The organism is Ornithinimicrobium cavernae (genome assembly GCF_003121625.1).
Lineage (GTDB): Bacteria > Actinomycetota > Actinomycetes > Actinomycetales > Dermatophilaceae > Ornithinicoccus > Ornithinicoccus cavernae.
On record NZ_QDDJ01000018.1, the window covers coordinates 20,307 to 37,617 of the forward strand.

Annotated in this window: 18 protein-coding genes; 8 read left to right on the plus strand and 10 right to left on the minus strand. The window is 69.8% G+C overall.

Annotation, left to right across the window (positions count from 1 at the left end; genetic code table 11):
- Nucleotide 1: 1 nt before the first annotated feature.
- Nucleotides 2-1,579, minus strand: a complete 1,578-nt coding sequence (locus tag DA085_RS18245; protein ID WP_109474423.1) for an alanine/glycine:cation symporter family protein — start codon at nucleotides 1,577-1,579, stop codon at nucleotides 2-4.
- 218 nt (nucleotides 1,580-1,797) lie between these two features.
- Between DA085_RS18245 and valS the strand changes: the two genes are divergently transcribed.
- The 6 genes from valS to DA085_RS18275 are packed head-to-tail and all read left to right on the plus strand — an operon-like array spanning nucleotide 1,798 to nucleotide 8,712.
- Nucleotides 1,798-4,500 carry a valine--tRNA ligase gene (valS, locus tag DA085_RS18250; protein ID WP_109474424.1) on the plus strand — a complete coding sequence of 901 codons (2,703 nt, stop codon included), beginning with the start codon at nucleotides 1,798-1,800 and terminating at the stop codon, nucleotides 4,498-4,500.
- A gap of 55 nt (nucleotides 4,501-4,555) precedes the next feature.
- Nucleotides 4,556-5,284, plus strand: coding sequence for a DUF4129 domain-containing protein (locus tag DA085_RS18255; protein ID WP_109474425.1), 729 nt, complete (start codon nucleotides 4,556-4,558; stop codon nucleotides 5,282-5,284).
- Nucleotides 5,284-5,838, plus strand: coding sequence for a hypothetical protein (locus DA085_RS18260; RefSeq protein ID WP_109474426.1), 555 nt, complete (start codon nucleotides 5,284-5,286; stop codon nucleotides 5,836-5,838). The genes DA085_RS18255 and DA085_RS18260 overlap by 1 nt, the downstream gene beginning before the upstream one ends.
- Nucleotides 5,835-6,836, plus strand: a complete 1,002-nt coding sequence (locus DA085_RS18265; RefSeq protein ID WP_109474427.1) for an AAA family ATPase — start codon at nucleotides 5,835-5,837, stop codon at nucleotides 6,834-6,836. The genes DA085_RS18260 and DA085_RS18265 overlap by 4 nt, the downstream gene beginning before the upstream one ends.
- On the plus strand, nucleotides 6,833-8,164 hold the full coding sequence (locus tag DA085_RS18270; protein WP_109474428.1) for a DUF58 domain-containing protein: 1,332 nt from the start codon (nucleotides 6,833-6,835) through the stop codon (nucleotides 8,162-8,164). The genes DA085_RS18265 and DA085_RS18270 overlap by 4 nt, the downstream gene beginning before the upstream one ends.
- A gap of 5 nt (nucleotides 8,165-8,169) precedes the next feature.
- Entirely contained in the window at nucleotides 8,170-8,712 is a 543-nt protein-coding gene (locus tag DA085_RS18275; RefSeq protein ID WP_109474429.1) for a hypothetical protein, read from the plus strand.
- Between the two features lie 56 nt (nucleotides 8,713-8,768).
- Here the strand turns inward: DA085_RS18275 and clpX are convergent, their stop codons facing one another.
- The 6 genes from clpX to DA085_RS18305 form a co-directional block, all read right to left on the minus strand.
- Entirely contained in the window at nucleotides 8,769-10,043 is a 1,275-nt protein-coding gene (gene clpX, locus DA085_RS18280; protein WP_109474430.1) for an ATP-dependent Clp protease ATP-binding subunit ClpX, read from the minus strand.
- A gap of 217 nt (nucleotides 10,044-10,260) precedes the next feature.
- Nucleotides 10,261-11,079: an ectoine/hydroxyectoine ABC transporter ATP-binding protein EhuA gene (gene ehuA, locus DA085_RS18285; RefSeq protein ID WP_109474431.1), complete on the minus strand. Its 819-nt coding sequence runs from the start codon at nucleotides 11,077-11,079 to the stop codon at nucleotides 10,261-10,263.
- Nucleotides 11,069-11,707, minus strand: a complete 639-nt coding sequence (locus DA085_RS18290) for an amino acid ABC transporter permease (RefSeq protein WP_109474432.1) — start codon at nucleotides 11,705-11,707, stop codon at nucleotides 11,069-11,071. Before DA085_RS18290 ends, ehuA begins: the two co-directional genes overlap by 11 nt.
- A complete protein-coding gene (locus DA085_RS18295) occupies nucleotides 11,707-12,486 on the minus strand; it encodes an amino acid ABC transporter permease (protein WP_109474433.1) in 780 nt (259 codons plus the stop codon). The genes DA085_RS18290 and DA085_RS18295 overlap by 1 nt, the downstream gene beginning before the upstream one ends.
- A 13-nt stretch (nucleotides 12,487-12,499) precedes the next feature.
- Nucleotides 12,500-13,474, minus strand: a complete 975-nt coding sequence (locus tag DA085_RS18300; RefSeq protein ID WP_109474434.1) for a transporter substrate-binding domain-containing protein — start codon at nucleotides 13,472-13,474, stop codon at nucleotides 12,500-12,502.
- Between the two features lie 343 nt (nucleotides 13,475-13,817).
- A complete protein-coding gene (locus tag DA085_RS18305; RefSeq protein ID WP_109474435.1) occupies nucleotides 13,818-14,219 on the minus strand; it encodes a hypothetical protein in 402 nt (133 codons plus the stop codon).
- A 79-nt stretch (nucleotides 14,220-14,298) separates the two neighbouring features.
- Between DA085_RS18305 and DA085_RS18310 the strand changes: the two genes are divergently transcribed.
- On the plus strand, nucleotides 14,299-14,874 hold the full coding sequence (locus tag DA085_RS18310; RefSeq protein WP_109474436.1) for a TetR/AcrR family transcriptional regulator: 576 nt from the start codon (nucleotides 14,299-14,301) through the stop codon (nucleotides 14,872-14,874).
- A 56-nt stretch (nucleotides 14,875-14,930) separates the two neighbouring features.
- Here the strand turns inward: DA085_RS18310 and DA085_RS18315 are convergent, their stop codons facing one another.
- Together DA085_RS18315 and DA085_RS18320 are read right to left on the minus strand one after the other, a co-directional pair.
- Complete coding sequence (locus tag DA085_RS18315; RefSeq protein ID WP_109474437.1) at nucleotides 14,931-15,335, minus strand: cupin domain-containing protein; 405 nt, start codon at nucleotides 15,333-15,335, stop codon at nucleotides 14,931-14,933.
- The gene (locus DA085_RS18320) at nucleotides 15,332-15,895 is read right to left on the minus strand and encodes a dihydrofolate reductase family protein (RefSeq protein ID WP_109474438.1); all 564 of its coding nucleotides are present in this window, start codon (nucleotides 15,893-15,895) and stop codon (nucleotides 15,332-15,334) included. Before DA085_RS18320 ends, DA085_RS18315 begins: the two co-directional genes overlap by 4 nt.
- Nucleotides 15,896-15,991: 96 nt before the next feature.
- Between DA085_RS18320 and DA085_RS18325 the strand changes: the two genes are divergently transcribed.
- Nucleotides 15,992-16,576 (plus strand): TetR/AcrR family transcriptional regulator, encoded by a 585-nt coding sequence (locus DA085_RS18325; RefSeq protein ID WP_109474527.1) that lies wholly within the window; start codon nucleotides 15,992-15,994, stop codon nucleotides 16,574-16,576.
- 58 nt (nucleotides 16,577-16,634) lie between these two features.
- On the opposite strand, the gene DA085_RS18330 is transcribed toward DA085_RS18325, so the two are convergent.
- A complete protein-coding gene (locus tag DA085_RS18330) occupies nucleotides 16,635-17,291 on the minus strand; it encodes an ATP-dependent Clp protease proteolytic subunit (RefSeq protein WP_109474439.1) in 657 nt (218 codons plus the stop codon).
- Nucleotides 17,292-17,311: the final 20 nt, after the last annotated feature.

Below are 17,311 nucleotides of genomic sequence, written 5' to 3' on the forward strand. Positions count from 1 at the left end.
CTCAGAGCTCGTGCAGCGGCACGTCCTTCTCGTGGTCGCGGAGGCCGTACTGCGCCAGCTTGCCGCTCTTGCGGTCGGCGAGGTACTCCGTCATCTCGCGCTTGATGACCGGCAGCATGAGGTACAGCCCCAGGATGTTGACGAAGGCGCAGATGAACAGGGCCGAGTCGGCGAAGTTGACGACCTCACCGAGGGTCAGCACGCAGCCCAGGACGGTGAAGGTGCAGAAGATGACCTTGTAGAGGATCTCCGAGCCCCGGGACCGGCCGAACAGGTGCTCCCAGGCCTTGAGCCCGTAGTAGGACCAGGTGATCAGGGTGCTGAAGGCGAACAGGGCGACGGCGATGGCCAGCAGGATCGGGAACCACGAGACGACGGACTCAAAGGCGTCGGAGGTGAGCAGCACGCCGTTGACGTCGGGCACCTCACCGGCCGCCACCTGGTCGCGCGAGGTGCCGTAGAGGGCGGTGTCGGCGACCACGATGGTCAGCGCGGTCATCGTGCAGATGATGACCGTGTCCACGAACGGCTCCAGCAGGGCGACAAAGCCCTCCGAGACCGGGCGGCGGGTCTTGACCGCGGAGTGCGCGATGGCCGCCGACCCCAGACCTGCCTCGTTGGAGAAGGCCGCCCGCTGCATACCGACGATCATCACGCCGATGATGCCTCCGGCAACACCCTCAGGGTTGAAGGCCCCGGAGAAGATCCCGGTCAGGGCCGATGGGATGTGCGAGGCGTTGACGATCAGCACCGTCAGGCAGCAGAGGATGTAGAGGACCGCCATCGACGGCACCAGCTTGTCGGTGACCCGGGCGATCGAGCGGATCCCGCCGATGATGACCAGAGCGACCAGGCCTGCCAGGACGAGGCCGAAGATGAGGGCCGCGCCGCTGCCGGACAGGAAGCTGTCCTCGCCGGTGACCTCACTCACCTGGGCGTAGGTCTGGTTGGCCTGGAACATGTTGCCGCCGGCGACGCCGAACACCAGGATGGCCACGGCGTAGATGCCGGTCATGACCGTGGCCAGGCCGCCGTGGATCTTGCCGTAGGCGACCAACAGGTACTTGAACGGGCCGCCGGAGACCGTGCCGTCCTCGTTGATCTCGCGGTACTTCACCCCGAGGGTGCACTCGGCGAACTTCGTCGCCATGCCGAGCAGCCCGGCCAGGATCATCCAGAAGGTCGCGCCCGGCCCTCCCAGCGTGACCGCGATCGCGACGCCGGCGATATTGCCCAGCCCGACGGTGCCGGACAGGGCCGAGGCCAGCGCCTGGAAGTGGGTGACCTCCCCGGGGTCGTCGGGCGAGCTGAACTTGCCCCTGACGACGTCGAACGCGGTGGTCCAGCCGCGCACCTGGATCAGCCCGAAGTACAGCGTGCAGATGACCGCGCCCACGACCAGCCAGAGGACCACGAACGGTGGGCCCGTCTCCCACCCCGGGATCTGGAAGAAGACGATCTCACCGAAGACCTTGGCGATCGGCTCGAAGGCGTCGTTGATCGCCTTCTCGATGTCGGCCAGGGCTCCGGTGGGTTCCGTCGCCTGGGTCGGGGGCACGATCACGGGGGTGTGCAACATCACTACAGAGAACTCGCATCGGGACCGTCAGGCAACCCAAGGGACCAGACTTTGCCAAACCGTGACCAAATTGGGGAACAACCGCGCAGTGCGCGACGTTGATGGATGCCCGTTCCCGGCGCACCGGGTCGGGACCGGGACGCGACCCGACCGGAGGTGACCGGCGGCCGCCGAAACCAGGTTCGTCCGGCCCTGCCGGGGATGGGAGAATGCCGCCCATGACCACTGATGCCACACAGTCCGCACGCCTGACCCCGGTGACCCTGCCGGACAAGCCGTCCGTCGACGGGCTGGAGGCCAAGTGGGCGGCCGTATGGCAGGAGCAGGACACCTACGCCTTCGACCGCGAGGCGGCCCTGGCCGGTCCCCGGGAGCAGATCTTCGCCGTCGACACGCCCCCGCCGACCGCGAGCGGCAGCCTGCACGTCGGTCACGTCTTCGGCTACACGCAGGCCGACTGCCTGGCGCGCTACCAGCGGATGAGCGGCAAGCACGTCTTCTACCCGATCGGTTGGGACGACAACGGGCTGCCCACCGAGCGGCGGGTGCAGAACTACTACGGCGTCCGCGGCGACGCGACGCTGCCCCACGACCCGGACTTCACGCCGCCGCAGCAGGGTGGCAGCAACAGCTCGAGCAAGGCGGCCAACCAGGTGCCGATCGGCCGGTCGAACTTCATCGAGCTCTGCGAGGAGCTCACCGTCCTGGACGAGAAGACCTTCGAGGACACCTTCCGCCGGCTGGGACTGAGCATCGACTGGAACGTCCAGTACCGCACCATCGACGACCGGTCCCGCGCCGTCGCCCAGCAGGCCTTCCTCAACAACCTGGCCCGCGGCGAGGCCTACACCTCCGAGGCCCCGGGCCTGTGGGACATCACCTTCCAGACCGCGGTCGCCCAGGCCGAGCTCGAGGCCCGCGACTACCCCGGGCACTACCACCGGGTGGCCTTCCACACCGGCGCCGACCCCGTCTACATCGAGACGACCCGACCCGAGCTCATCCCCTCGGTGGTCGCCCTGATCGCCCACCCCGACGACGAGCGGTATGCCGCCCTGTTCGGGAGCACGGTCCGCTCACCCCTGTTCGGGGTCGAGGTGCCGGTGCTGGCGCACCCGATGGTCGAGATGGACAAGGGTGCCGGCATCGCGATGTGCTGCACCTTCGGTGACCTGACCGACGTCATCTGGTGGCGCGAGCTGTCGCTGCCGACCCGCTCGGTGATCACCCGCAACGGCCGGCTGCAGGGCGAGACGCCAGAGTGGCTGGCCGGTGGTCCCGGCGAGCAGCTGTATGCCGCGGAGCTGGCCGGGAAGACCACGTTCAGTGCACGCAAGGCCGTGGTCGAGGCCCTGCAGGCGTCCGGTGACCTGGACGGTGAGCCGACGCCGACCCAGCGCAAGGCCAACTTCTTCGAGAAGGGCGACAAGCCCCTGGAGATCGTCACCAGCCGGCAGTGGTACATCCGCAACGGCGGCAAGGACGCCGAGCTCAATGCCGCCCTGGTCGGGCGCGGCGAGCAGATCGACTTCCACCCGGCGTTCATGCGCTCGCGCTACCGGAACTGGGTGGAGGGGCTCAACGGCGACTGGCTGATCAGTCGCCAGCGGTTCTTCGGCGTGCAGTTCCCGGTCTGGTACGCCCTCGACGCCGACGGCGAGACGGACTACGACACCGTGCTCACCCCGGACGTGTCCCGGCTCCCGGTCGACCCGGTGACCGACGTCCCGGACGGTTACACCAGTGAGCAGCGTGACGTCCCCGGCGGCTTCACGGCCGACACCGACGTCATGGACACGTGGGCCACCTCCTCGCTGTCCCCGCAGATCGCGGCGGGCTGGCCGGTGGCCGGCCGCCCGGACGGTGAGCTGGGCAACGACAGCGAGCTGTTCGCGAAGGTCTTCCCCTTCGACATGCGGCCGCAGGGCCACGACATCATCCGCACCTGGCTGTTCGCGACCATCGTCCGCGCCCACTTCGAGCACGACTCGGTGCCGTGGACGGACGCCTACGTCAACGGCTGGATCCTGGACCCGGACCGCAAGAAGATGTCCAAGTCCAAGGGCAACGCGACGACGCCGCTGGGCATGCTGGAGCAGAACGGCACCGACGCCGTCCGCTACTGGGCCGCCGCAGCGCGCCCCGGGGTGGACACCGTGGACGACGCCTCGCAGATGAAGGTCGGCCGCCGCCTGGCCATCAAGATCCTCAACGCCAGCAAGTTCGCGCTCGGGATGACCCAGCACGGGCTGGCCGAGGGCACCGAGCCGCCCTTGCCAGAGGACCTTCCCGCCCTGGTCAACCGGGTGAGCGAGCCGCTGGACCGGGCCATGGTCGCCGGCCTCGCCCGCGTCGTCCAGCAGGCGACGGACGCCTACGAGGCCTACGACTACTCCAAGGCGCTCGATGTCACGGAGGCCTTCTTCTGGACCTTCTGCGACGACTACCTTGAGCTGGTCAAGGAGCGCGCCTACGGCTCCGACGAGACCCTGGACCGCACGGCGGTCGAGTCCGCCCGGGCGGGCCTGCAGGTCGCGCTCGACGTCCTGCTCCGCCTGCTCGCGCCGGTCATCTCCTTCGCCACCGAGGAGGTCTGGTCGTGGTGGCACAGCGACTCGGTGCACCGGCAGCCCTGGCCCACGGTCTCCGAGATCGCTGCCGGCGCCGAGGGCGCCGACCCCCGGATGCTCGAGGTCGTCGGCCAGGCCCTGGCCGGAGTCCGGCGCGCCAAGTCCGAGGCCAAGGTCGGCATGCGCACCGAGGTCTCCGCGACCACGATGAGCGGCCCGGACGCCGACCTTGACCTGGTGCGCGCGGCCGAGGCCGACCTGCGCGCCGCGGGCAAGGTCGTCGGTGACGTGACCTATGCGCCGGCCGACGCCTTCACGGTCTCGGACACCACCCTCGTCGCGACCTCCTGAGCCCGCCCCGGCCAACCTCTGACCTCCGGCTGGCCGCACGCCGTAGGGTTGGCGCATGCATCGGGGCAAGGTGGTCGCGGCTGCGGTTGTCGCCGCGGCGATGCTGCTCCTGCTCCTCTGGGGCAGCGGGTCCGGCACCACGGTGCTGCACTCTCCCTCCGGTGAGGCCGGTGCCCCGCCGACCCGAGTTGCTCCGCCGCCTCCGGACGTCGCCGCCCAGACGACAGCGGCACCGGAGGAGATGAACGAGCTGGCCGCCCCGGCCCTCGACTGGCTGATGATCGTCTTCGCGCTCATCGTCCTGGCCATCGCGGTGCGTTTCCTCCAGTGGCTGCTGAACCGGGACTGGGAGGAGGCGGAGGAGCCCGACGACGAGGAGCTCGGAGACGACCTCGACCTACTGCTGGCGGCGACCTCCGAGTCGGCCCGCACCACAGCGCTGGCCGAGGGCGAGCCCCGCAACGTCGTCGTCCGCTGCTGGGTCGCCCTCGAGGACGCCGCGGCCGCCTCGGGCCTGACCCGTGACCCGGCGGAGACCGCCGCGGAGTTCACCCGACGCTTCCTCGGCACCTGGGAGGTCGACGAGGCCTCCACCCGGGAGCTCGCCGAGCTCTACCGCGAGGCACGCTTCTCCCGTCACCCCGTGTCGCGGGCGACGGGCGACCGGGCCGTGGCGGTCGTCGGCAGCATCCACGAGCAGCTGCGCGCGAGCGCCCACCGCGCGGAGGAGGCTGCCGGGGTGACCGCGGCGAGCCCCACCACAGAGCCCGGTGGTGCCCCGTGATGCCACCGGTAGGGTTCGCCCGGCAGTCGACCGCCCGACGCGCCAGCACCCGCTGGGAACGCCTTCGCCGCGCCCTCGTGGCCTTCGTCGTCACCGGAGCCGTGGGACTGCTGCTCTGGTATCTCAACGTGCTGCGGTTCGACCTGGTGACGGCCGTGGTGGTCGCCCTCGCCGTGGGCGCCGTCGTCACGCTGCTGACCTGGGTGATGTCGGAGGAGAGCCCCCGGCTCAAGCCCGCCTACTGGTTCGCCACCGTGCGGGAGGAGTCGGTCCGCCCCGCCGCCCTGGACTACCGGATGCTGCGCCTGCGCCGTGACCTGCGCGACGCGACCGAGCGCAACGACCGCGTGGACGAGATCTTCCCGGTGGTGCGTGCGCTCGCGGCCGAGCGGCTGCTCGCCCACCACGACATCGACCTGGCCACCGACCGCGAGGCCGCGGAGGCGGTCATGCACCCGGAGCTCACGACCTACCTGTCCCGCCCACCGGTCGGCACCGGCAGGCGCAGCAAGCGCGACATCGACCGAGCGCTCGACCGAATCGAGGAACTGTGACCAGTCCGTCCCCACCCGCCCTCAGCGTCACCCAGGTCTCCCAGCAGGTGGCCGCCGTCCTCGACCAGGTCGAGACGGCAGTCGTCGGCAAGCGGCAGGCTCTCACCCTGGTGCTGTGCGGCATACTCGCTCGCGGTCATGTGCTGCTGGAGGACTTCCCCGGCCTCGGCAAGACCCTGGCCGCCCGGTCCTTCGCCCAGAGTCTGGGGCTGGAGTTCACCCGCGCCCAGTTCACCCCGGACCTGCTTCCCGCGGACCTGACCGGCGCCTTCGTCTACGACCAGAAGGCCGGGGAGTTCGAGTTCCGGCGGGGGCCGCTGTTCACCGGGCTGCTGCTGGCGGACGAGATCAACCGGACCCCTCCCAAGACGCAGTCCGCCCTGCTGGAGGCGATGCAGGAGCACCAGGTCACCGTCGAGGGAGAGACCTTCCCGCTCGCGCAGCCGTTCCACGTCCTCGCCACGGCCAACCCGGTCGAGTACGAGGGCACCTATCCCCTCCCCGAGGCCCAGCTGGACAGGTTCCTGCTGCGGATCTCCTTCGGTTACCCCACCGAGGAGGAGGAGTATGACGTGTTGCGGCGCCGCGTCGCCCGTCAGCAGGAGGACCAGCACCTGGCCCCCGTCACCGATGCGACCGGCCTGCTGGCCATGCAGCTGGCCATCGAGACCGTGCCGGTGGAGGAGGACATCAGCCGCTACTGCGTCGCGCTGGCGACCGCGACCCGGCGGCACCGCGCGGTGCAGGTGGGTGCCTCGCCCCGCGGCTCCCTGGCGCTCATGCTCACGGCCCGGGCCCACGCCGTGGTCTCCGGTCGCGACTACATCACGCCCGAGGACGTCAAGGCCGTCGCCCACGCGGTCCTGGACCACCGGATCTCGATCAAGCCGGAGCTGTGGATGTCCGACCTGGGCGGGCACGGCGTCGTCGAGGCCGTGCTCGCCGAGATCCCGGTGCCCTCGGCCCGCCAGGTCACGGGGGCCCCGCAGCGCGCATGAGCCTGAAGCGGCAGTCGGCACGGACCCACCCGGACAACCGGTGGGGAGTCACCCATGCCCACGCCCGCGCCGTCCTGGTCTTCGCCGTGGCTGCCCTCGGGGCGCTGCTGGCCCAGCGCCCCGACCTCCTCCTGATGGGCTCCCCGCTGGGCATGGTCGCGCTCTGGTCGGTGCTGAGCCGGCCGACCACGGTGCCGGAGACCCGGCTGGTCATCCCGGCCGCACACCTGCGGGAGGGACAGTGGAGCCGCGCCGTCGTCGGCGTCATGACCTGCCCCCACACCGAGCTGGTGTCGAGCTCCCTCACCCACGGCACGCAGGTCGACCTGGACCCGGAGCGCGGCGCGCGGACCCACCTGGTGACCGCGCGGGACCGGGAACGCGCCGAGCTGCACGTCAGCACCCGGGTCCGGCCCGGGCGCTGGGGGCTGCGTCGGGTCGGACCGGTCCTCGTGGGTGCCACCAGCCCCTGGGGCGCGTTCCGGTGGGGTCCGGTGCCGATCGAGCACCAGACGGTCAAGGTGCTACCCGACCCGGCGGTGTTCGACACCTCGGCCCCCGCCCCGCACCCGCAGGGACTGGTCGGTCAGCACCGCTCCCGCTTCCCGGGTGACGGCAGCGAGTTCAACACGATCCGCACCTTCCAGTGGGGTGACCGGCTCAAGCGGATCCACTGGGCACGGTCGCTGCGCACGGGCGAGCTGCACGTCACATCCAGCTATGCCGACCAGGACACGCACGTGGCGATCATCGTCGACGCCCACTACGACCTGGGCAGCTCGGACCTGGCCACGCGGCAGTCCAGCTCGTTGGACTACTCGGTGCGCGCCGCTGCCGCGGTCGCCGAGCACTTCCTGCACCAAGGCGACCGGGTCAGCCTGCAGGTGCTGTCCGCCCGCACCCCCCTCAGCCTCCCGCCGGGCACGGGCCGGCGGCACACGCACCGCGTGCTGCAGGCGCTCGCCCTCGTCCAGGCCCAGCCGCAGGAGCAGATCGACCCGCGCAGGGTCCGCCACGGCATGGGGCCCGGCACACTCGCCGTGATGATCTCCGCGCTCGTCTCCCCCGCCCCCCTGGCCCAGGCTGCCCTGCTCAGCCGCAGCGGCACGCAGGTCGTCGTGATCGACGCCCTCGTCGACGATGTCCAACCGCCCGGTGAGCAGGACGACATCGCCCGCCTCGGCTGGCGGATCCGGCTGATGGAGCGTGAGGGCGAGGTGCGCCGGGTCCGGGCCAGCGGCGTGCCGGTCGTGCCGTGGCGTGGCCCCGGGAGCCTGGACCAGGTGCTGCGCAGCCTGGCCCGACACCGACAGGGCGCCGCACGATGAACCCGATGAAGGACCTCCTCGAGGACCTGCGGTCACTGAGCCAGCAGCAGGTGCTGCTGCGCGCCGCCATCGCGCTGGCGCTGCTGGGGTTCACGACGGTGCTGCTGATCGCGGGCGAGTCCTCGGTCTACGCGCTCGTGGTGCTCTCCCTGCTCAGCGCGTGCTGCATCATCAACCCGCACACCGTCCTGCCGGCCGCGGTGATGATCTACTGCCTGGCTGTCTGGTGGGCGGGGGTCGCCGATCCGTTCGACCCCTGGGCGGTGCCGGCCACCCTGTGCCTGCTGCTGCTCCACACGGCCTGTGCCCTCAGCGCCGCTGCCCCGGCCCAGGCCGAGCTCCCGAGGCAGCTCTTCAGGACGTATGCGGTGCGGCTGGCTCTCGTGGCGGGCGCCACCATCGTCCTGTCCCTGGTCGCGTACGCCCAGGAGGCCTGGGGGTACTCGGGTGGCCTGATCGCGGTGCTCTCCGGGCTCCTGGCTCTCGGCCTGGCGGTCGGGCTGCACTACTGGGTGGTGACGGTCCGCCAGGCGGAGCCGACGGCCTGACGCGGACGCTGCCTCAGGCGGGCGCTGCCCGACTCAAGCGGCAGGCGCTGCCCGACTCAGGCGGACTCCTTGCGGGGCGGGCGCTTGCGGCCGCCGGACTGCTTGCGCACGATCGTCGGGTTGACGTTGTCCAGGACGACCTCGCGGGTGATCTCGACGCGGGTGATCTCGTCGTCGCTGGGGACGTCGAACATCACCGGCATGAGCACCTCCTCCAGGATCGCCCGCAGCCCGCGCGCGCCGGTGGCGCGCAGCAGGGCCTGCTCGGCGATCGCGTCGATGGCGTCGTCGGTGAAGTCCAGCTCCACGCCGTCGATCTCGAACATCCGTTGGTACTGCTTGACGAGCGCGTTGCGTGGCTCGGTCAGGATGCTGGACAGAGCCTCACGGTCGAGCGGGGAGACGGTGGTGATGACCGGGAGCCTGCCGATGAACTCGGGGATCAGCCCGAACTTCATCAGGTCCTCGGGCAGCACGTCCTCGTAGCGCTCCCCCGCGTCCTTGGCGGAGTGCAGCTCGGCCCCGAAGCCGAGCCCCTGCTTGCCCGCGCGGGCCTCGATGATCTTCTCCAGGCCGGCGAAGGCGCCCCCCACGATGAACAGCACGTTGGAGGTGTCGATCTGGATGAACTCCTGGTGCGGGTGCTTGCGGCCGCCCTGCGGCGGGACCGAGGCGGTGGTCCCCTCCAGGATCTTCAGCAGCGCCTGCTGCACCCCCTCGCCGGAGACGTCACGGGTGATCGACGGGTTCTCCGACTTGCGCGAGACCTTGTCGATCTCATCGATGTAGATGATGCCGCTCTCGGCCTTCTTGACGTCGAAGTCCGCCGCCTGGATGAGCTTGAGCAGGATGTTCTCGACATCCTCGCCGACGTAGCCCGCCTCGGTGAGCGCGGTCGCGTCGGCGATGGCGAACGGCACGTTGAGCATCCGCGCCAGGGTCTGCGCCAGATAGGTCTTGCCGCACCCGGTGGGGCCGATGAGCAGGATGTTGGACTTGGCGATCTCGACGGCGTCCTCACCCTTGCGGGCCTGACCCGCCTGCACCCGCTTGTAGTGGTTGTAGACCGCCACGGCCAGGGCGCGCTTGGCGGGGTCCTGCCCCACGACATACTGCTCGAGGAAGTCGAAGATCTCGCGCGGCTTGGGCAGGGTGCCGAGACCGAGGTCACTGGCCTCGGCCAGCTCCTCCTCCATGATCTCGTTGCACAGGTCGATGCACTCGTCGCAGATGTAGACACCCGGACCGGCGATCAGCTTGATGACCTGCTTCTGGCTCTTCCCACAGAAGGAGCACTTCAGCACGTCGCTGCTCTCTCCCATGCGAGCCACGGCGGATCCCTTCGGTTCGACAACAGGCACCAACCGCGGTGCCCTGGCACGACGCTACCCCGACACCGGCCGGCAACACAGTTCATTAGGAGCCCGCCACGGCGTGTTTCGGGGGCTGTCCGCTGACAGCGCAACCCTGGCCGGTGCCCCCGACCGGGGTTGGCTGGGACTGCCGTGACGCGTGGGACACGACAGACCGGACTCACCGTGACGTGTCTCAGCGCACGGCCTGCAGGAACTGCCTGGTGCGCTCGTTGTCCGGGTCGGAGAAGATCTTCGCGGGAAGGCCCTCCTCGATGATGTGCCCGGAGTCGAACATCATCACGCGGTCCGAGACGTCCTGGGCGAACTGCATCTCGTGGGTGACGATCAGCATCGTGATGTCGGTGGTCGCCGCGAGGTCCTGCAGCACGCCGAGCACCTCACCCACGAGCTCGGGGTCGAGCGCCGATGTCACCTCGTCGAGCAACAGGATCTCCGGGTCCATCGCCAGTGCCCTGGCGATGGCGACCCGCTGCTGCTGCCCACCGGAGAGCTGCATCGGGTGGGCGTCACCGCGGTCGCCCAGCCCGACGCGGTCCAGCAGCTCCAGCGCCTTGGTCCGCGCCTGCTCGGTCGACTGACCGAGCACATGGACAGGAGCCTCGATGATGTTCTGCAGGACCGTCATGTTCGGGAACAGGTTGAACTGCTGGAACACCATCCCGATGCGCTTGCGCACCGCGGAGACCTGCTTGGGCTTGAGCTCGACGCGTTTGCCGTCGCGGCGGTCGTGGGTGAGCGGGTCACCGTCCACCCAGACATAGCCGTCGGTGAGCTCCTCCAGGGTCATCAGGAGTCGCAAGATCGTCGTCTTGCCCGAGCCCGAGGGGCCGATGAGCGTGACGCGCTCCCCACGGTCGACGGAGAAGTTCAGGCCCTCCAGCACCGTGGTGGAGCCGAACTTCTTGACGACGTCCTCGAACTGGATGCGAGGCACCCCACCGTTGTGGGGGTGGCTGGTGGTCGCAGGGTCGGGGTTCTGGTCAGTAGGCAAGCTTCTTCTCCAACTTTCGCATCAGGACGGCGGTGGGGTAGCTGGCCAGCAGGAACAGCACGCCGGCGACGGTCATCGCCTCGACATAGGTGAAGTGCTGACCGCCGAACTCACGGGCCCTGGTCACCATCTCCGGGACCGAGATGAAGATCAGGAACGGGGTGTCCTTGAACATGGCGATCGCCCAGTTGCCCAGCGAGGGCAGGGTGTTGCGGATCGCCTGGGGCAGGATCACCGCGCGCCAGGTCCTGCTGGCGGGCAGCGAGAGCGCCGTGGCGGCCTCCCACTGGCCCGACCGGATCGACTCGATCCCGGCCCGGTAGGACTCCGCCATGTAGGTCGAGTAGTGGACGCCGATGACCAGGATGCCCACCGTCATGGCGCTGAGGGAGTTGAACGCGTAGTAGATCACCAGCAGGTGCACCGGCAGGGGCGTCATCCTGATGAAGTCGACCAGGAACCTCAGCGGTGCGGCCAGCAGGGGCGGCAGCTCCCGCACCGCGATGGCCCAGACCAGGCCGAGGACGACCGCGATGAGGGTGCCGAGCACCGTCACCACGAGGGTGACCTTGATGAAGGCCTCGAGGAGCAGCGGCACTGCCTCGAAGAACAGCTCGTTCTCCCACATCAGGTGTCACGCCCCTCTCGTCGCGCACCGGACCCGCCGGAGCCAGCCTCGGCCGCCGCGGCACCCGCGAGGACCTTGGCGGCGTCCCGGCGGGCCTGACGGATCTGGAAGTCACCGAGGCCGAGCCGACGCTGGGCACGTCCCTCGCCCCAGCGCATGACCGTTGAGACCACGAGGGCGATGAGGTAGTAGATCACCAGGGCCGAGAGGAAGGCGGGCCAGAGCCCGACCTGCCGGCGCAGCTGGTCGGCCTCGAAGGTGATGTCGCTGAGCAGCACGAGGCTCACGACTGCGGTGCCCTTGATCAGCATCACCATCAGGTTGTTGAAGCCCGGCAGCATCAGCGCCCACGCCTGGGGCCAGATCACCCGCCTCATCTTGGTGGCCCACGGCATCGACAGGGCAGTGGTCGTCTCCCACTGCCCCCTGGGCACGGCGTTCAGCGAACCGCGCACCACCTCGGCACCGTAGGCGCCGTAGTTCAGGCCGAGGGCGATGATCGCCGTCCAGGTGGATCCGAGGTCGACACCGGTAAGGGTGGGGATCACGTAGAAGAAGAAGAACAGCTGCACCACCAGGGAGCTGCCGCGGAACAGCTCCACGATGACCCTGGCGATCACGGCGAGCCAGGCCGGCGCCTGGTGCTCCACCAGGCCCAGCACGACAGCAACGAGGACCATCACCACGGCCCCGCCGGCGAAGGACACGAGGGTGGCCAGCAGGCCTTCCCCGAGCAGTCGCGGCAGGGCCGTGGCGACGCCTGAGAAGAAGTCGCTCACGGGAGGTGAGTGCTCAGCCGTCGGTGGAGTCGGTCGAGTCCGTGGAGCCGGTCGAGTCCTCGGAGTCGGTCGAGCCGCCGGCGCCGTCGGCCGCCTCGTTGGCGGCCTCGAGGTCACCCTCGCAGAGCATCTCGGCCGTCAGCCCCTCCGGGGGCCGCTCGGCGTCGGTGAAGCCGAACTCGCCGACGGTCTCGACGAACCGCTGCTCGTCGCCGACGATCTTGGCCAGCTCCTCGTTGTAGGCCTCCAGGAGCGCGGTGTCCTCCGGGCGGAAGACGGTCGAGCCGGCGCTGATCTGCTTCAGGCCGTCGATCTCGGCGACGAACGCGTCGGTGGTCTCGACACCGGCGTCCGGGTTGTCCTCGGCCATGGTGGAGAGGGTGATGTTGGTCAGCGCGAACGCGTCGGCCCGCCCGTTGGCGACCGCGTCCATGCCGTCCTGCGCGGAGTTGACCGTCATGGTGTTCTCCAGGCCGAGGTCCTGTGCCTGGCCCTGCTCGATCGCACCCGACTGCACGGCCAGCGTCAGGCCGGTCCCCTCGATACTGGCGAAGTCGCTCAGACCCTCGGGGTTGCCCTCGGCAACCATCAGCGTGCTGGTGTACATGATGGTCGGCTCGGCGAACGCGGCCTTCGCGCACCTGTCCGGGAGGATCGACATACCGGCGGAGACCGCGTCGTACTCGCCCTTGTTCAGGCCGGGGATGAGAGCATCCCACTCCACGAGCTGGCCCTCCACGTTGTCGATCCCCAGTGCCTTGAAGATCTCCTCGTCGATCGCGATCGTCGCTCCGGTCAGCTCGCCCTCGTCGTTCTCGAAGCTGTAGGGGATCTCACCGGCGTAGGCGATCTTGATGGTGCCTTCCTCCTGCGCCCGCTCGAGGGTGTTGCCCTCACCGCCGCCGTCGTCGCCACACGCCGCGAGGCCGAGGAGCCCCGCGGTCATGGTGAGCGCGAGGGCGCCCTTGCGGATCCTGGAACTGTTCATACGTGGTCCTTTCGGTTGGACGAGGCTGTTGCCTAGGACCGCGCGCGCACGCCGCACACGGAGAGACGTCGCCCCTCGGGGACTGGAATCGCCATCCAACGTAGGGAACTGCCCTCGCGACCACAACCGGCGACACGCGGGCCCAGCCGGGCTCACGACCGCAAAAGCGACCTCCCACAGCGTCCTGACCTGCGGAAACGTCCTGAAGGGCGCGCACCAAGAGATTGTCAACAATTGGTCAATTGTTATCGGTCCGCAACCTGACCTGTGGTTTTGGCCACAGATCGCCGCCCGCCGACGGGCCGCCGCCCAGCACCCCTCGGGCCGCGCCGAGCCGGCCCGGTCAGACCGTGAGCAGCCCCACCCCCGCGCTCACGACGCCGACGGTCAGGCTCAGGGCCCCCAGCCAGACCAGCGCGATCAGACGGTTGGGCCGCTGCGGGTCCCGGCCGATGACCGAGAGGAAGAACCCCGCGGGCATCAGGATGGCCGCCAGCAGGACGCCACTCGTGAGCGCTCGCCAGGGGCTGGACACGCCCGCGAGGTCGACATACAGGGTCGCGACCAGGCCGAGGATCACCAGGACACCGGCGTGCGCGTGCCCGGCCCGGAAGAACGACGCCTGCAGGTCGTTCGTGGGCACCTTCGCGGTGACCACGCGCAGCAGGAAGGTGCCGCCGTAGGCGATCGCGACGACGGTCAGCAGGACGATGCCGCCGGTCTGGGCGGCGCTGGCACTCAACATGGGCTCTCCCTCGCTCTGAATCTTTCCACTGGAAAGACTAGGGCCTGGACCGGGAAATTACCAGTGGTAAATTCTCGGGATGCACTACCACCACGGAGACCTGCGCCGCGCGATGCTGGAGGCCGCCGCGACCGCCATCGCCGCTGACGGGGTCGACCGGCTGAGCATCCGGGGGCTCGCCCGCGCCACGGAGGTCAGCCACACCGCGTTCCGCCACCACTTCGGTGACCGCCGGGGGCTGCTCACTGCACTGGCAGCGCAGGGATATGCCGGTATGACGCAGGCCCTGCGTGCGGTCGACCGCACCGGACCGGAGGGGTTCCTGGAGACCGGTGTCGCCTACATCGAGTGGGCCCTGGCACACCCGGCACACTTCCAGGTGATGTTCCGCCCGGACCTGGTGGACGAGGCGGACCCCGCGCTGCAGACGGCACTCGGCGAGCTGGCCGGAGCGCTGATGCTCGGCGTGGCCGACTTCTCAGGTCGACCCTCCGAGGGCGCACCGCGGACCAACCCGCTCGCCCTCGCCGCGTGGAGCCTCACCCACGGCTTCGCCACCCTGGCGCTGGCCGGCAACCTGCCGAGCGGGGAGACCGGGCAGTCCCTCCCGGACCTGGCCCGCGCCGTGCTCCGCAACCTCGCCCAGCCCCACTGAGGTGCCGGCTCGCACCGACCCGGGCCACGGCATACGGCTGACTCCGCGTCGCGGGCTCAGCGGCTGAGCCGGAACTCGTGCCGGAAGGTCCACAGCATCCGTAGCGCCCGCGGCGGTCCGGTGCCGCCGGCGATGAACCGGAACTGCTCCAGGCTGCGCAGCGCCGGGGTGACCCTCCAGGACGCCCGCGCGGTCTCCGGGCCGGCGTTCCACATCCGGTGTGGCGTGCGGGGCGGGACCACGACGGTCTCGCCGGCCGTGAGCAACCGCGGCCCGGCGCCGCCGAGCTCCACGGTGAGCCGGCCCTCCAGCACCTCGAACTCCTCCTGCTGCCGGGGGTGCAGGTGCCTGGGCGGGGGCTCCCCCGGCTGCCAGACCGACTCCACCTCGAGCAGGTCGGCCGTGTGCTGCCGGACGTGCAGCTCCTGCACGGGGCTCAGCGCGATGCGCTCGCCCGTCATGCCTGCCCCGCACGCTCGTCCGAGCCGGTCGGCGCCAGCACGTGGACGACGATGCCGTTGGGCATGACCGCCGTGTCCCTGAGGTGCAGGTGGGTGGTGTCGACCAGGCCGTCCATCAGCCGGTCACCCCGACCCACGATCACCGGGAACACCCACAGGTGCAGCTCATCGAGCAGCCCCTCGGCCAGCAGGGTGCGGTCCAGCTCCCCGGTGCCGAACTTGAGGATGGCACCGCCCTCCTGCGCCCTGAGGTCTCGAACGGCACCGGCGACGTCGTCGGGCAGCAGCGTGGCGTTCCAGGTGGCTTCCGTCAGGGTGCGCGACGCGACATGCTTGGGCATCGCATTGATCTTGTCGGAGTACGGATCGCCGGACCGCTGCGGCCAGGCCTCCGCGAAGGCCTCGTAGGTCTCGCGCCCGAGGAGCAGGGCATCCGCCCGGTCCATGAGCTGGGTCGCATAGCCCTGGTGGTCCTCGTCCCAGTAGGGCATACCCCACTCGTGCGGGTCTCCGATCACGCCGTCCAGCGAGATGAAGGTTGACTCGATAATGGTGCGCACAATGGCCTCCCATGCCTATTGAATCAGTGTCTAATACACTGATGGACTACTGAACCCCTGTCAAGTAATCGGTGTGGGAGGAACTAGCCTGTGCGCATGCCGCCACGGACCCGGACCCGGATGTCCACCGACGCCCGGCGTGGCCAGCTGCTGCAGATCGGCGCAGAGCTCTTCGCCACGACGCCGTACGACGCGGTGCGGATCACCGAGGTCGCGGACCGCGCCGGCGTCTCCAGGGGCCTGCTGTACCACTACTTCCCGACCAAGCGTGAGTTCGCGATCGCGGTGACCCAGTCGGTGTGCAGCGACGTCTTCCACGACGCGCAGCCGGACGGGGGCTGGCCGGTCGAGCAGCAGCTGCGCTTCGTCCTCGACGCGTATGTGCGGTTCGCGGAGGAGAACAGGGCGGGCTACCGCGCGATGCACCGCGGCCTGATCGCGGACCCCGAGGTGCGCGAGCTGCGCCGGCAGGACCTGGCCCGGGACGAGCAGCGGGTCCTGGAGGCCTTCGGCGCCCTCCCGGAGCCGCCCGAGGTGCTGCGGCTTGCCGTGCGCGGCTGGCTGGCTCTGGTGATCGCCCTGTGCCTGGAGTGGCTCGACGGCCCGGCAGTGGACCGGGACGCCCTGCTCGACCTGATGGTGGGCAGCCTGCTCGACCTGGTCCGGGGACGCCTCGGCTAGCCGCACAGCAGAGCGGGCCGGTCCGTGTGGACCGACCCGCTCCGGTGGCGTGCGGATGTCAGAGGGCGGCAGAGGCCTTGCGGGACTCCAGCACCTCATCGATGAGGCCGTACTCCTTGGCCTCGGCAGCGGTGAGGATCTTGTCGCGCTCGATGTCCTTGCGGACCTGCTCCGTCGTCTTGCCCGAGTGCCGGGCCCAGGTCTCCTCGAGCCAGGTGCGCATGCGCAGCACCTCGTTGGCCTGGATCTCGATGTCGGACGCCTGACCGTAGTCACCGCCGGCCAGGGCCGGCTGGTGGATGAGGACCCGGGCGTTGGGCAGCGCGAACCGCTTGCCAGGGGTCCCCGCCGCGAGCAGCACCGCAGCCGCGGACGCCGCCTGCCCGATCACGAAGGTCTGCACATCGGGCTTGATGTACTGCATCGTGTCGTAGATCGCGGTCAGCGCGGTGAACGAGCCGCCCGGGGAGTTGATGTACATCAGGATGTCCCGGTCCGGGTCCTGGCTCTCGAGCACGATCAGCTGGGCGATGATGTCACCCGCCGAGGCGTCGTCGACCTGGATGCCCAGGAAGATGATCCGGTCCTCGAACAGCTTGGTGTAGGGGTCCTGCCGCTTGGTGCCGTAGGAGGTGCGCTCCTCGAACTGGGGCAGGATGTAGCGGCTGGACGGTCCCGCCAGGGCCGACCCGCCGGCATACGGGGTCTGAGTCATGATTGCTCTCTCTCGTCTCT

Bases quoted from the DNA above. Each gene is read 5' to 3' on its own strand.
- DA085_RS18310 (WP_109474436.1), top strand. From the start codon at position 14,299: ATGCACTACCACCACGGAGACCTGCGCCGCGCGATGCTGGAGGCCGCC.
- DA085_RS18270 (WP_109474428.1), top strand. From the start codon at position 6,833: ATGAGCCTGAAGCGGCAGTCGGCACGGACCCACCCGGACAACCGGTGG.
- DA085_RS18245 (WP_109474423.1), bottom strand. From the start codon at position 1,579: ATGTTGCACACCCCCGTGATCGTGCCCCCGACCCAGGCGACGGAACCC.
- DA085_RS18325 (WP_109474527.1), top strand. From the start codon at position 15,992: ATGCCGCCACGGACCCGGACCCGGATGTCCACCGACGCCCGGCGTGGC.
- DA085_RS18305 (WP_109474435.1), bottom strand. From the start codon at position 14,219: ATGTTGAGTGCCAGCGCCGCCCAGACCGGCGGCATCGTCCTGCTGACC.
- DA085_RS18255 (WP_109474425.1), top strand. From the start codon at position 4,556: ATGCATCGGGGCAAGGTGGTCGCGGCTGCGGTTGTCGCCGCGGCGATG.
- DA085_RS18275 (WP_109474429.1), top strand. From the start codon at position 8,170: ATGAAGGACCTCCTCGAGGACCTGCGGTCACTGAGCCAGCAGCAGGTG.
- DA085_RS18330 (WP_109474439.1), bottom strand. From the start codon at position 17,291: ATGACTCAGACCCCGTATGCCGGCGGGTCGGCCCTGGCGGGACCGTCC.
- DA085_RS18300 (WP_109474434.1), bottom strand. From the start codon at position 13,474: ATGAACAGTTCCAGGATCCGCAAGGGCGCCCTCGCGCTCACCATGACC.
- DA085_RS18260 (WP_109474426.1), top strand. From the start codon at position 5,284: ATGCCACCGGTAGGGTTCGCCCGGCAGTCGACCGCCCGACGCGCCAGC.
- DA085_RS18315 (WP_109474437.1), bottom strand. From the start codon at position 15,335: ATGACGGGCGAGCGCATCGCGCTGAGCCCCGTGCAGGAGCTGCACGTC.
- DA085_RS18290 (WP_109474432.1), bottom strand. From the start codon at position 11,707: ATGTGGGAGAACGAGCTGTTCTTCGAGGCAGTGCCGCTGCTCCTCGAG.
- valS (WP_109474424.1), top strand. From the start codon at position 1,798: ATGACCACTGATGCCACACAGTCCGCACGCCTGACCCCGGTGACCCTG.